This window comes from Enterobacter hormaechei subsp. xiangfangensis (genome assembly GCF_001729785.1).
GTDB lineage: Bacteria > Pseudomonadota > Gammaproteobacteria > Enterobacterales > Enterobacteriaceae > Enterobacter > Enterobacter hormaechei_C.
Map to the genome: position 1 here is coordinate 2,873,542 of NZ_CP017183.1, position 13,118 is coordinate 2,886,659.

The 13,118-nt window shown below is 54.0% G+C and carries 16 protein-coding genes and 1 pseudogene; 10 read left to right on the top strand and 7 right to left on the bottom strand.

The genetic code is table 11. The annotated features are described in order from the left end of the window. From fliM to rcsA, 7 genes and pseudogenes are all read left to right on the top strand, one after another. The gene (gene fliM, locus BFV63_RS13845; protein WP_003859594.1) at positions 1–1,005 is read left to right on the top strand and encodes a flagellar motor switch protein FliM; all 1,005 of its coding nucleotides are present in this window, start codon (positions 1–3) and stop codon (positions 1,003–1,005) included. After that, positions 1,002–1,415: a flagellar motor switch protein FliN gene (gene fliN, locus BFV63_RS13850; RefSeq protein ID WP_003859592.1), complete on the top strand. Its 414-nt coding sequence runs from the start codon at positions 1,002–1,004 to the stop codon at positions 1,413–1,415. Before fliM ends, fliN begins: the two co-directional genes overlap by 4 nt. A gap of 2 nt (positions 1,416–1,417) precedes the next feature. Beyond that, on the top strand, positions 1,418–1,792 hold the full coding sequence (gene fliO, locus BFV63_RS13855; protein ID WP_048240533.1) for a flagellar biosynthetic protein FliO: 375 nt from the start codon (positions 1,418–1,420) through the stop codon (positions 1,790–1,792). Further along, positions 1,792–2,529: a flagellar type III secretion system pore protein FliP gene (gene fliP / locus BFV63_RS13860; protein ID WP_003859589.1), complete on the top strand. Its 738-nt coding sequence runs from the start codon at positions 1,792–1,794 to the stop codon at positions 2,527–2,529. Before fliO ends, fliP begins: the two co-directional genes overlap by 1 nt. Before the next feature lie 10 nt (positions 2,530–2,539). Next, positions 2,540–2,809, top strand: a complete 270-nt coding sequence (gene fliQ, locus BFV63_RS13865; RefSeq protein WP_048240532.1) for a flagellar biosynthesis protein FliQ — start codon at positions 2,540–2,542, stop codon at positions 2,807–2,809. A 6-nt stretch (positions 2,810–2,815) separates the two neighbouring features. After that, positions 2,816–3,608 (top strand): annotated as a pseudogene (gene fliR / locus BFV63_RS13870) (flagellar biosynthetic protein FliR); the annotation flags it as partial. A gap of 290 nt (positions 3,609–3,898) precedes the next feature. Continuing rightward, on the top strand, positions 3,899–4,522 hold the full coding sequence (gene rcsA, locus BFV63_RS13875; protein WP_003859584.1) for a transcriptional regulator RcsA: 624 nt from the start codon (positions 3,899–3,901) through the stop codon (positions 4,520–4,522). A gap of 99 nt (positions 4,523–4,621) precedes the next feature. Here the strand turns inward: rcsA and dsrB are convergent, their stop codons facing one another. After that, positions 4,622–4,810 (bottom strand): protein DsrB, encoded by a 189-nt coding sequence (dsrB, locus tag BFV63_RS13880; RefSeq protein WP_003859583.1) that lies wholly within the window; start codon positions 4,808–4,810, stop codon positions 4,622–4,624. Between the two features lie 128 nt (positions 4,811–4,938). On the opposite strand from dsrB, the gene yodD reads away from it, so the two are divergent. Both yodD and BFV63_RS13890 read left to right on the top strand, forming a co-directional pair. Further along, positions 4,939–5,166 carry a YodD family peroxide/acid resistance protein gene (yodD, locus tag BFV63_RS13885; RefSeq protein WP_017383339.1) on the top strand — a complete coding sequence of 76 codons (228 nt, stop codon included), beginning with the start codon at positions 4,939–4,941 and terminating at the stop codon, positions 5,164–5,166. Between the two features lie 295 nt (positions 5,167–5,461). Continuing rightward, positions 5,462–6,262 (top strand): mannosyl-3-phosphoglycerate phosphatase-related protein, encoded by an 801-nt coding sequence (locus tag BFV63_RS13890; protein WP_003859579.1) that lies wholly within the window; start codon positions 5,462–5,464, stop codon positions 6,260–6,262. Here the strand turns inward: BFV63_RS13890 and dgcQ are convergent. From dgcQ to BFV63_RS13905, 3 genes are all read right to left on the bottom strand, one after another. Further along, a complete protein-coding gene (dgcQ, locus tag BFV63_RS13895) occupies positions 6,247–7,947 on the bottom strand; it encodes a cellulose biosynthesis regulator diguanylate cyclase DgcQ (protein WP_048240527.1) in 1,701 nt (566 codons plus the stop codon). The genes BFV63_RS13890 and dgcQ overlap by 16 nt on opposite strands. A gap of 84 nt (positions 7,948–8,031) precedes the next feature. Then, the gene (locus tag BFV63_RS13900) at positions 8,032–8,214 is read right to left on the bottom strand and encodes a YodC family protein (protein WP_003859574.1); all 183 of its coding nucleotides are present in this window, start codon (positions 8,212–8,214) and stop codon (positions 8,032–8,034) included. A 77-nt stretch (positions 8,215–8,291) separates the two neighbouring features. After that, positions 8,292–9,203 (bottom strand): DUF808 domain-containing protein, encoded by a 912-nt coding sequence (locus BFV63_RS13905; protein ID WP_003859571.1) that lies wholly within the window; start codon positions 9,201–9,203, stop codon positions 8,292–8,294. A gap of 178 nt (positions 9,204–9,381) precedes the next feature. Here BFV63_RS13905 and yedA point away from each other — a divergent pair, with 178 nt between their 5' ends. Beyond that, positions 9,382–10,296: a drug/metabolite exporter YedA gene (gene yedA, locus BFV63_RS13910; RefSeq protein WP_003859569.1), complete on the top strand. Its 915-nt coding sequence runs from the start codon at positions 9,382–9,384 to the stop codon at positions 10,294–10,296. On the opposite strand, the gene BFV63_RS13915 is transcribed toward yedA, so the two are convergent. Genes BFV63_RS13915 through BFV63_RS13925 form a run of 3 tightly spaced genes read right to left on the bottom strand, consistent with a single transcriptional unit; the run spans position 10,268 to position 12,918 of the window. Then, positions 10,268–10,759, bottom strand: a complete 492-nt coding sequence (locus BFV63_RS13915) for a very short patch repair endonuclease (RefSeq protein ID WP_003859567.1) — start codon at positions 10,757–10,759, stop codon at positions 10,268–10,270. The genes yedA and BFV63_RS13915 overlap by 29 nt on opposite strands. Then, positions 10,740–12,173: a DNA cytosine methyltransferase gene (locus BFV63_RS13920; RefSeq protein WP_086531994.1), complete on the bottom strand. Its 1,434-nt coding sequence runs from the start codon at positions 12,171–12,173 to the stop codon at positions 10,740–10,742. Before BFV63_RS13920 ends, BFV63_RS13915 begins: the two co-directional genes overlap by 20 nt. A 43-nt stretch (positions 12,174–12,216) precedes the next feature. Beyond that, on the bottom strand, positions 12,217–12,918 hold the full coding sequence (locus BFV63_RS13925; RefSeq protein WP_023324909.1) for a phosphohydrolase: 702 nt from the start codon (positions 12,916–12,918) through the stop codon (positions 12,217–12,219). Positions 12,919–13,118 lie beyond the last annotated feature (200 nt).

Sequence of the window (13,118 nt, forward strand, 5' to 3'; positions counted from 1 at the left end):
ATGGGCGACAGTATTCTTTCTCAGGCAGAAATCGATGCGCTGCTCAACGGCGACAGCGATAAGAGTGACGAACCGAAACCGGGTCTGACCGGCGACGATAATATTCGTCCCTACGATCCCAATACCCAGCGTCGCGTGGTGCGCGAGCGTTTACAGGCGCTGGAGATCATCAACGAACGTTTCGCACGTCAGTTCCGTATGGGGCTGTTTAACCTGCTGCGTCGTAGCCCGGATATCACCGTCGGTGCCATCCGCATTCAGCCGTATCATGAGTTTGCCCGCAACCTGCCGGTGCCAACCAACCTTAACCTGATCCATCTGAAACCGCTGCGCGGTACCGGCCTGGTGGTGTTCTCGCCAAGCCTGGTGTTCATCGCAGTGGACAACCTGTTCGGTGGCGATGGCCGTTTCCCGACCAAAGTGGAAGGCCGCGAGTTTACCCATACCGAACAGCGCGTGATTAACCGCATGCTGAAGCTGGCGCTGGAATCCTACAGCGACGCGTGGAAAGCGATTAACCCGCTGGAAGTGGAGTACGTGCGTTCCGAGATGCAGGTGAAATTTACCAACATCACCACCTCCCCGAATGACATCGTCGTGAATACCCCGTTCCACGTCGAGATCGGCAACCTGACGGGCGAGTTCAACATCTGCCTGCCGTTCAGCATGATTGAACCGCTGCGCGAACTGCTGGTGAACCCGCCGCTGGAGAACTCACGTCACGAAGATCAGAACTGGCGTGAGAACCTGGTGCGTCAGGTGCAGCACTCGCAGCTGGAGCTGGTAGCCAACTTTGCCGACATCTCCATGCGGTTATCGCAGATCCTGAAATTACAACCCGGCGACGTTTTGCCGATAGATAAACCCGACCGCATTATTGCCCATGTGGATGGCGTACCCGTGCTGACAAGCCAGTACGGCACGATTAACGGCCAGTATGCGTTACGCGTTGAGCACTTGATCAACCCGATTTTGAATTCGCTGAATGAGGAACAGCCCAAATGAGTGACATGAACAATCCGTCCGATGAAAACAGCGGAGCACTGGACGATCTGTGGGCTGACGCGTTAAACGAGCAGAAAACGACGCCGACGAAAAGCGCGGCAGACGCGGTCTTTCAGCAGTTAGGCGGCGGCGACGTCAGCGGCACGTTGCAGGACATCGACCTGATTATGGACATTCCGGTCAAGCTGACCGTTGAGCTGGGTCGTACCCGCATGACCATTAAAGAGCTGCTGCGCCTGACGCAGGGTTCCGTGGTGGCGCTTGACGGTTTAGCGGGTGAGCCGCTGGATATTCTGATCAACGGCTACCTGATTGCACAAGGCGAAGTGGTGGTGGTGGCCGATAAATACGGCGTACGTATCACCGACATCATTACCCCTTCCGAACGTATGCGTCGTCTGAGCCGTTAAGTATGAAAATCCAGGCAACACTGTCCGCGCCCTCCGCCGTACCCGGCTCACCGCTGCTCCAGGTGAGCGGCGCGCTGTTCGGTATTATTGCCTTTATCCTTATCGCCGCCTGGCTGGCAAAGCGTTTCGGTCTGGCGGGGAAAACGGCCGGTACCCGCGGGTTGAAGGTCAGCGCCAGCACCCCGCTAGGACCGCGCGAACGCGTGGTCATTGTGGAGGTGGAAGATGCGCGACTGGTGCTGGGCGTGACCGCCTCCAGCATTAACGTTCTTCACACGCTGCCCCCTGCGCCTGCCACGGTGGAGGCTAACGCCCAGGCCCCTGCGGATTTCCAGTCCGTTATGAAGAGTTTGCTCAAGCGTCCCGGGAGATCCTGATGCGCCGTTTGTTATTCCTTACGCTGGCAGGCCTGGGCCTGTTCGCGCCCTCTGTGTATGCGCAACTGCCGGGGCTGGTTTCCACGCCGCTGGCGAACGGGGGACAAAGCTGGTCCCTGTCCGTGCAGACGCTGGTGTTCATCACCTCGCTGACCTTTATCCCGGCGATCCTGCTGATGATGACCAGCTTCACCCGCATCATCATTGTGTTTGGTCTGCTGCGCAACGCGCTCGGCACACCGTCCGCACCGCCCAATCAGGTGCTGCTGGGTTTAGCCCTGTTCCTGACCTTTTTCATTATGTCGCCGGTTATCGACAAGATTTACACCGAGGCGTACCAGCCGTTCAGCGAAGATAAAATTTCCATGCAGGTTGCCCTGGAAAAGGGGGCTCAGCCATTACGTGAATTTATGCTTCGCCAGACGCGCGAAGCGGATTTGGCCCTGTTTGCCCGTCTCGCTAACACGGGCGAGTTACAGGGACCGGAAGCGGTGCCGATGCGCATCCTGCTGCCAGCGTATGTCACCAGCGAGCTGAAAACCGCGTTCCAGATTGGCTTCACCATTTTCATTCCGTTCCTGATTATTGACCTGGTGATCGCCAGCGTCCTGATGGCGCTCGGGATGATGATGGTTCCGCCCGCGACCATTGCCCTGCCCTTTAAGATCATGCTGTTCGTGCTGGTCGACGGCTGGCAGCTGCTGGTCAGCTCGCTGGCGCAGAGTTTCTACAGTTGAGGAGCGCGCAATGACGCCTGAGTCGGTCATGATGATGGGCACGGAGGCGATGAAAGTCGCGATTGCCGTCGCCGCGCCCCTGCTGCTGGTTGCGCTAGCCACCGGTCTGATTATCAGTATTCTCCAGGCCGCCACGCAGATTAACGAAATGACCCTGTCGTTCATCCCGAAGATCATTGCCGTCTTCGTGGCGATTATCGTTGCCGGGCCATGGATGCTCAATTTGCTGCTGGACTATATGCGCAACCTGTTCACCAATCTGCCTTACATCATCGGCTGACGGACGATGCTGCATTTCACCAGCGATCAGTTTGTTCAGTGGCTCGGGATCTATTTCTGGCCGATGCTGCGCATCATGGCGCTGATCTCCACCGCCCCCATACTCAGTGAAAAGTCGGTGCCTAAACGCGTCAAAATTGGGCTGGGCATGGTTATCACGATTATCGTTGCCCCTTCCCTGCCGGCGGTGGATATTCCGATTTTTTCCCCGAACGCCGTCTGGATTGCCCTGCAACAGGTGATGATTGGCGTGGCGGTCGGGTTCACGATGCAGCTCGCCTTCGCCGCGGTACGAACGGCGGGTGAACTTATCGGTTTGCAAATGGGCCTGTCTTTCGCGACGTTCGTTGACCCGGGCAGCCACCTGAATATGCCCGTGCTGGCACGTATTATCGACCTGCTGGCGATGCTGTTGTTTCTCTCGTTCAACGGCCACCTGTGGCTCATCTCGATGCTGGTGGACACCTTCCACACGCTGCCGATTGGCGACAACCCGGTCAACAGCAACGCGTTTCTGGCGCTGGTGAGGGCTGCCGGGCTGATCTTCCTCAACGGGCTGATGCTGGCGCTGCCGATCATTACCCTGCTGCTCACCGTTAACCTCGCATTAGGTTTACTCAACCGAATGGCTCCGCAGCTGTCGGTATTCGTCATCGGCTTTCCGGTGACGTTGACGGTTGGCCTTTTATTAATGTCATTATTGATGCCACTTATCGCCCCCTTCTGCGAACATTTATTCAGTGAGATATTCAATCTGTTAGCGGATATTGTTAGCGAACTACCACGCAAATAATAACCCGCAGTGTTTGCAATGTCTTTCTGAGGATATTCCTAAAAATAATCTCGAAAAACATCTACCAGGATATATCTGACGCGGTTTAAATGTTTCTAACCACCTCACAATACTTAATATTTACTTTACTTTAAGATGATTCCTGGCAAATTATACGTAACTTTACGGGATAGTGAGTTCGCCTGAAAGTCTTTGTCATGCTCACAGGTTTTATTAGATTTTTTCCATCCCGTATGGCTGTTTATGAGCTCTCAGGCAGGTGGTGAATTATCGTTACGCATTGAGTGAGGGTATGCCATGTCAACGATCATTATGGATTTATGCAGCTACACCCGGCTAGGGTTAACCGGGTACTTAGCAAGCAGAGGGGTTAGAAAGAGAGACATCAACGATGCACACACCGTTGAAGAACTCGCAGCCGCTTGTGACGCCCACAAGCCCGGCGTGGTGTTTATTAATGAGGACTGTTTCATTCACGACCCCGCTAACAGTCAGCACATTAAGCAGATCATTAATCAGCATCCTAAGACCCTGTTTATTGTTTTTATGGCGATCGCCAATATTCATTTCGATGAGTATTTGTTGGTGCGTAAAAACTTATTAATCAGCTCGAAATCGATTAAACCAGAGTCACTTGATGACATTCTGGGCGATTATTTGAATAAAGAAGTTAAGAATGTAGGGGCGATTAACTTACCCACCCTATCATTAAGCAGAACTGAATCAAGTATGCTAAGAATGTGGATGGCTGGACAAGGGACAATTCAGATCTCAGACCAGATGAATATCAAGGCAAAAACAGTATCGTCACACAAAGGAAATATTAAAAGGAAAATTAAAACGCATAATAAGCAAGTGATATACCATGTCGTACGCCTGACAGATAATGTGACGAATGGGATTTTCGTTAATATGCGCTAATTTGCACGGCCATGTTGTACCCTACCTTGATCTCTGGCCTGGCCAGAGATTTTGCTTTTAAGCAGCCGGAGCCGGGGAGAAGACGCCCCCGACGCCGCCCTATTCCGCCGTTTCCACAAAGATCCCATCCGGGTGCCCCAGTTCGTTGAAGAACCAGATGCCGAGCGGGTAATCTTCCAGCGACACCAGATACATTGTGCCTTCATTAAACTCTTCTATTGCCAGAACCACGCCCGGGCGGCGCGGCCCACCGTCCGTTTTGACGGTTACCCGATCGTTGACCTTCATACATTCCTCCTGTGGTTTTGAGCCAGTGTAGAACAAATTACATTGCCTGGCATCGCCGCCTGGCGCGAATGGCGTTTTTGTGTGCGGTCTATACTTAGCTGTTGAGACGGTTAAATGAGGAGCCCGCCATGAAGACTGACAAAGAGTACAGCGACACCATTAAGCGTGAGGTTGAAGTGGATGTCGATGCCCTGCTTGCCGCCATCAATGAAATTAGTGAGTCCGAAGTTCATCGCGCGGAGGATAATTCAGACCGTGTCGTGGTCAATGGTCGGGATTACCATACCTACCGTGAACTGGCTGAAGCATTCGAGCTGGATATCCATGACTTTAGCGTCTCGGAAACGAACCGCTAAGACGAAAAAAATCCCGGTCATGGGGATGACCGGGATCAAACTTGCTTATGCAAGAAGCACTTGTAAATTCGTTACACCAGGAAATCTGATGCAAGTAAGACATTATCCCCAACAGAATTGTCTTACAAGCATATATTCTCTTAGCGAATATTATATTTTATACATGTGAATTTTGGTTATGAGTATAAACCTGCGCCGCGTGTGGGTTTGTCGGGATCGATTCCACTTAAACGGCGCTTCAATGCCTATTTTTTTTAAGATTTTTCTTAGGAAAAATCATCATCCGGGAGACATTATGCCTTCGCTTGAGGAGACTCTTCTTGTCTTTACCGACCTCGACGGCACGCTGTTGGATTTTCACACCCTTGACTGGCAGCCTGCGGCCCCGTGGCTGGAAAAGTTAATGGATGAACAGATACCGGTCATTCTGTGCAGCAGCAAAACCGCGTCCGAGATGGATGACATCCAGCAGGAACTGGGGCTTGGCGGGCTGCCCTACATTGCGGAAAACGGCGCGGTGATCCAGCCTGACGTACGGTGGGAAAACGCCGCACGGTTCATCTCAGAAAAGAAGCATGACGATATCCGGCAGTGTATTGCCCGGGTACGCCAGGAGATGCATCTGAAATTCACCACCTTCGATGATGTGGACGAGCACGTAGTCGCCGAATGGACCGGGCTGAGCCGTCCCCGTTCGGTGCTTGCGCGCAAGCACGAGGCTTCCGTGACGCTGATCTGGCGTGACAGTGATGAACAAATGAGATACTTTGCCGCCGAACTCGCCCGGCAGCGGCTGAAGATCGTCCAGGGTGCACGCTTCTGGCATATTCTGGACACCTGCTGCGGCAAAGACGTGGCGGTTCACTGGCTTGTGGACCAGTATCGCCTGCACGAGGGCTACGAACCGACGACGCTGGGCCTGGGCGACGGCCCCAATGATGCCCCGCTGCTGGACAGCGTAGGCTTCGCCGTGGTGGTGAAAGGCTTCAACCGGGAGGGTATCAGCCTTATAAACAACGATCCAGCCCGGGTTTATCACACTCAGCACACCGGGCCGACCGGCTGGTGCGAGGGACTTGATTACTTTTTGAGGTGATCTTGCCAGATGACCCGGTTACGCCCGCGCTGTTTCGCCTCATACAGACGCGCATCGGCGGTGGATTGCAGATTTTCGAAGTGATAATTGCCCTTCTCCTGCGCACCAGAGACGCCAAACGACGCACTCACGCGCAGGGTGGTACTTTTCTTAATCAGGATCTCTTTGCTGTCGATACGCTCGCGGATCTGCTCTGCGACTTCCGCCGCCTCTTCAAGCGTCATGCCGGGCAGCACCACACAGAACTCTTCCCCCCCGACACGTCCGGCAATATCTTTATCACGGAGGGTGCTGGCAATCAGCCCCGCGGCATGGGACAACACCTTATCACCCGCCTGATGCCCGAACCGATCATTGATACTCTTGAAGCAGTCAAGATCGATCTGAATGACCGAGAAAGGAAGCGACTGCTGTTCACACTGCTTCGCCAGTATTTTCGCCTGATCAAACAGCGATCCACGATTATTCAGCCGGGTCAGAGGGTCATGCCAGGCCTGCCATTGCAGCGAGTTCTGCATCGAATACATATTACTAACCATGCGCCGGATCACCAGCCATGAGATGAGCAGCATCGCGGTGAACAGCGCCCAAAGCAATGCCAGCACAATGCTGATGCTACCGAAATCGCCGCGCACCCCTTCATCCAGGGTGTGCACGCGCAGGATGACGCCATCAAAATGGTCAAGACGCTCCCAGCTGACAAAACGACTCCCCAGACGAATGCCGCCTTCGGAATCCGATTCTATCGCGTGCGCTAACTGGGCTAATTCGCGCGCGTCAAAATGATTAACGTCCACAGCAGGTGACTCAGATGTCGCAAGCAGGGTAAGCCGGCTGTCATACAGCTGGTATTCCCCTTCCGGGTTATCGCCCACGGCTTCCACCAGCAGGCGACGCAGGGTGGCAAAGGTGAAATCCATCGCCACCACGCCATACCAGACGTGATGGTAATAAACCGGCACGCTGGCGGTAATCAGCGGCTTTTTGCCCACAAAAGAGGAAGGCGGCGAGATAAACCAGCGCACGGCACGCGCACGGTTTTCACGCTCGGACTGTTGGGTAAACCAGGGCTGAGTGACCAGATGATAATAGCGCTGCACGATATCGCTGGAATTTCCCGGCGTATCCGTTTCCAGAAAGAATCCGGCGCGAGAGACATAAATCACGCGCTCTTCGTTGCGGGAAGGGCTGGATGCCAGACGCAGTAAATACCCCACTTCAAGCGCCGCGGACAATTCATTATCAAGGTACTCATCATCACGGTTCAGAAGAGTGGTCTTTTCAACGAAGGCATCCGAAACACCGTTGATCGGTAATGTGCGCCGTTTATCAACCGCAATTTGCCAGGTGGGAGACGTGCGCAACTGCGAAAAACGCTTTACCGCATCATGCAGCGCGCCAAACGCCAGCGGCGTTTCCAGCGCATCATGCATGCTGTGGCGAAAAAACAGCATTTTATCGACGCTGAACTGAAGCTGTCTGTCCAGCGCACTGGCAACCGTTTCCAGATGGTTACGCTGGCTGGAGATATAAGCATCTTCCAGTACCACAACTTCGCGCCAGGTCAGGAGAGTGGAAAAAATCAGGACAACGATAAAACAGAGGTTAACAATCAAACTGGGATTGCTACGCTTATGCAGCCACTGCAAAAAAGATTGTTTTACAACAAAGGTATCGTGCTGCACACACACTCCCTGATTGTCGCTCACCATCCGATATGATAAGTCTTCTGCCAGTAAAAACGCCCGGCAAGGCCGGGCGTTGTGTGATTAAGCCTTGTCGCGTTTTTGCCTTTTATTAGCAGGCTGAAGCTCGTCTTCACGAAAAGCCTCCCGCTTAATGCCGTATCCATCATGCCACCGACACTCCACCATTCCGCTGGAATACCCGGTGACGATCATGCCTGGACCACCATTTTTAGGCTTAACTTCATCACTGATCAAAAAGACCATACCTGCCTCCTGTATCAGGGTGAAACGTTTTCAATTTAGACGAGGAATAGTCTTTTTGCACCCGGGGTCAGCAATAATTAATGCGATTTCCCGCGTACTTTTTCAACCAGCTTAACAACGGCTACCACAATCAGACCGACGATAAAGCCCAGCACGAGGTTAAGCAGTGTGGGCAGGATCGCAGCGACTACCGCTCCCTGGCCTGACGCAAAATGTTCAATCATGTGATGCAGCGAAGCAACACCGTGCACGATAATTCCGCCGCCGACCAGGAACATTGCCAGGGTTCCCACCACGGATAAGGTTTTCATCAGCCACGGCGCTACCACCAGCAGGCTTTTCCCGATGCCGCGCGCAATTGCGCTGGATTTTTTTTCCAGCCAGAATCCGATATCGTCCAGCTTGACGATCAGCCCGACCAGACCATAAACCCCTATCGTCACGAGGATCGCAATGCCGGACAGGATCAGCACCTGGTTCATCAGAGGGGCTTCTGAGACGATCCCCAGCGTAATCGCCACAATTTCGGCCGAGAGGATGAAGTCAGTACGGATCGCGCCTTTGACCTTATCGCGCTCGAACGTTTTTGGATCCTGCGCGGCCAGCGCTTCCAGACGCTGCTGGCGCATTTCCGGGGTGTCTTTCTCTTTGCGTGCAGCGAACATATGCAACACTTTTTCGGCACCCTCGAAGCACAGGAACGCCCCGCCAATCATCAGCAGGGGCGTAATGGCCCAGGGTATAAAGGCGCTAATCAGCAACGCCAGCGGAACGAGGATCACCTTGTTAATAAAGGATCCTTTCGCTACGCCCCACACCACCGGCAACTCACGGTTCGCCCGCACGCCGCTGACCTGCTGCGCGTTCAACGACAAATCATCTCCCAGTACCCCGGCGGTTTTTTTCGCCGCCAGTTTTCCCATAACCGAAATGTCATCCAGCAAGGTGGCGATATCATCCAGCAATGTTAATAAGCTACTTCCTGCCAAAATCTCTATCCTTCTTTTTTTGCTAATTAAGTGAATAGTATGGAACAAAACTCACCGCCCGGAAACAGGCACCTCACGTCAACAAAAATTTCACATTAACTACACAATTAAAGCACTCGCCAGCCCGATAGTTTTGGCGTTAACTATGAGCGAACTTTTTATTTCGTCGTGAGGGACTATGCGTTTTCGGCATTTATTACCGCTCATTGGAGCACTCTTTTCTCTTTATATCATCTGGGGATCCACCTATTTTGTCATTCGTATAGGCGTGGAAAGCTGGCCCCCGCTGATGATGGCCGGTATTCGTTTCCTTACGGCCGGCGTGCTGCTGATGGCATTTTTATTGCTGCGCGGCCACAGGCTACCGCCGCTGCGTCCCTTGCTTAACGCCGCCCTGATTGGCCTGCTGCTGCTGGCGGTGGGCAATGGCGCGGTAACCGTCGCCGAGCACCAGAACGTACCGTCAGGCATCGCCGCCGTGGTCGTCGCGACCGTGCCGCTGTTTACGCTCTGCTTTAGTCGTCTCTTCGGGATCCGCACCCGTAAGCTCGAATGGCTGGGCATCGCGATTGGGCTTGTGGGTATCATCCTGCTGAACAGCGGCGGTAACCTGAGCGGGAACCCCTGGGCTGCCGTTCTGATCATGATCGGCTCCATGAGCTGGGCCTTCGGCTCGGTCTACGGTTCCCGCATCGAGCTGCCTTCCGGGATGATGGCGGGTGCCATTGAGATGCTCGCGGCAGGCATTGTGCTGCTGATGGCCTCCGCGTTGACGGGTGAAAAACTGACGGCGATGCCAGACCTTTCAGGTTTCCTGGCCGTCGGGTATCTGGCGCTGTTTGGCTCCATTATCGCCATTAACGCCTATATGTACCTGATCCGCAACGTCTCACCGGCGGTTGCCACCAGCTACGCCTACGTTAACCCGGTGGTGGCCGTGCTGCTGGGTACCGGTTTTGCGGGCGAAGTGCTGTCGACGATTGAATGGCTGGCGCTGGGCGTGATTGTCTTTGCCGTGGTGCTGGTCACGCTGGGTAAATATTTGCTGCCCGCGAAACCGATTGTTACGACGTGTGAGGTGGAGAAACCGTGATCGGGTGAATGCCCTGGGTATCGATCTGCGCGGCCTGACCGCCGCCGCAGATCCACTCTTCCAGCCGCTCCGTCAGTTCCACGTCATTCAGCTTCATTCTTCCGCGCAGCGCGCACTCCCAGACAATCATCACCCGCCAGCCCTGAGCGTAAAGCTGCGAAACATCGCGTTTATCACGCTCGACGTTCCTGCCAATTTTGTCCAGCCAGAAGTCGGTGCGTGTCGCCGGGACTTTAAACAGATAGCAGTCATGATGATGCCAGAAACAGCCGTGGGTAAAGATGATGCACTGGTACGCGTCGATGACGAAATCAGGACGCCCGGCAAGCGTGGCATCCTGAACCCTGAATTCAAACCCGACGGCGGTCAGGAGGCCCGCGATCCGTTTTTCGATCGCGGTATCACGCGTGCCGATGGCACGCATGTTTTTACTGCGCGTGGCCTTATTGTGAACGTCCGCCATTGACGGCCTCACTCTGACGAAGCTGAACGGCCTTGCTGATACGTGAGGCCAGCAGTTTAGCTACGGCGGCAAAGGCGGGCACTACCACCGAGTTGCCAAACTGACGATAGGCCTGGGTGTCCGACACGGGGATGCGAAAACTGTAGCCCTGCGGCGTCTCAAAGCCCATTAAGCGAGCGCACTCGCGCGGCGTTAAGCGCCGCGGTCGGTGCTGTTGGTTCTGTGGATCGTCGAAATCTTTTTCGCCCAGCGCCTTATCCCAGCCCCGATCGATAAGAATTTCCGCGCCATCTTTGTAATAGCGCGCCGACAGCGTACGCGTCACGCTGTCAGGATTAAGCGGATTGACCATGCCAAACCCAAAGCCATTGCCTTTGGCCTGATGCTTTTTGGCATAGCGATAGAGGTATTTCCACAGCACCGGGGTCAGAATGAATTTCGCATCGACGGCCGGCTCCAGCAGATCGGCCACCGTCGGGCGGCGCGCCGGATACAGCGAAGGCAAATCACGCAGCGTAAAATCGCCTTTCAGGTTGAGATCGCGGCGGAAGCCCACCAGCACAATACGTTCGCGGTGCTGTGGCAGGAAGTGTTTGCCGTCGATAATTTTCGGATCGTCCGGCCCCATATCCTCTGCATCCGCCACGTCGTAACCCAGTTCATCCAGCGTTTGCATGATAATGCGGAAGGTTTTGCCGCCGTCATGACTCTTTAAATTCTTGACGTTCTCCAGAACAAAAATTGCCGGGCGGCGGGCATCAATAATCCGGGCAACGTCAAAAAACAGTGTGCCCTGCGTATCACAGGCAAAGCCGTGTGCGCGTCCCAGCGCGTTCTTTTTCGACACGCCAGCCAGCGAGAACGGCTGACACGGAAAGCCTGCCAGCAGCACATCGTGCGCCGGAATGGTATTGCGAATGTGTTCGGCGGCCTCTTCATCGCTGACGCCAGTTTTGTGGCTCAGCGTGACATCACGAATATCCGCGTTGAACTGGTGCGCGTCGGGGTCGCAATACCAGTTGGCTTTATAGGTACGGACGGCATGTTTATTCCATTCACTGGTGAACACACACTGCCCGCCAATAGCTTCAAAGCCATGGCGAATGCCGCCGATACCGGCAAAGAGATCGATAAATCGAAAGGCATAATTCGGATGCGCAGCAGGTGGACGCGGCAGCAGGTTGCGCAGATAAAGGAACTCGCCGTCGCTCAGGCGGTGCCCTGCCCTGTCGCTTATCAGCAACCGCTTGAGTATCGCCGGGCTCCAGTGACTCTCGCCATGGGCCACCAGCTGGTTTGCCAGCGTTTTAGCATCATACATTTCCAGCAGCTGACGCAGGAGTGCCTGCACGGCTGCCGTTGATTTCTCAACCCGCTCAGGCGCGGGCACAGTCACTGATCGATTTTCCTGCATTCTCTTAACCGGACAATAAAGACAGAAAACAGAGTACCACAGTTCAGGATCGCACACTGCGACGGAAATGGGTCAATATCTGGCTGTCGGTTCCGAGGTAATCGCCCTGTAATTCGGCACTCAGCTTCGCCATAAACTGGATCAGAAAATCGGCATTGTGACGCGCAAGTTTGCGCCCCCGCGCGGTTTGCATAGTGTCCGGCAGACGCAGGAGTTTGGTCTGAAAGTGGTCGAGCGCGAAGGCTTTATCATCCAGCGCTCGTGTTCCGGCGAACGGGTCGTCGGCATCAAACAGCGCGGCGCCCAGCGCACCGGAGACGGCAAAGACGCGCGCCAGGCCGATAGCGCCTAACGCCTCCAGCCGGTCGGCATCCTGCACAATTTTGGCCTCCAGGCTTTGCGGCGCGATACCGGCACTGAAGCTGTGCGCTTCAATAGCATGCTCAACGGCTGCATAACGATCCGGCGGAAAATCAGGAAAGTCGCGACTGAGGATCTCGCGCGTTTTTCGCGCTGCCAGCCGCGAGGAGTGGCTACGTTCCGGGTGATTTTTCGGCAGGCTGACAATGTCATGGAAGTAGCATGCGGTCAACACAACCAGCGGATCGCTATCCTCGTCAGCCATAATACCCTGCGCCGTCATCCAGACGCGGCGAAAATGGGCGATATCGTGCGCCGCATCATCAGTAAAATGATTTTCGTCGAGCCAGCGCTCATAACGGTGCTGCCACTGCGCAAGTTCCATCATCCCATCCTGTTGCTCAAAAGAGAGTGAATTATAATACATCCGAATCAAAATCTTTAATAAATAGAATTACGAAATACTTAATAATAATTACCCGCTATATTTTCAATTAATTAATTCACATGAAAAATAAAGAGATAAAAAGAAATATTTTGTAATATTTTTACCAGTTTAATTACATTTATTTTTGAACCTAAATA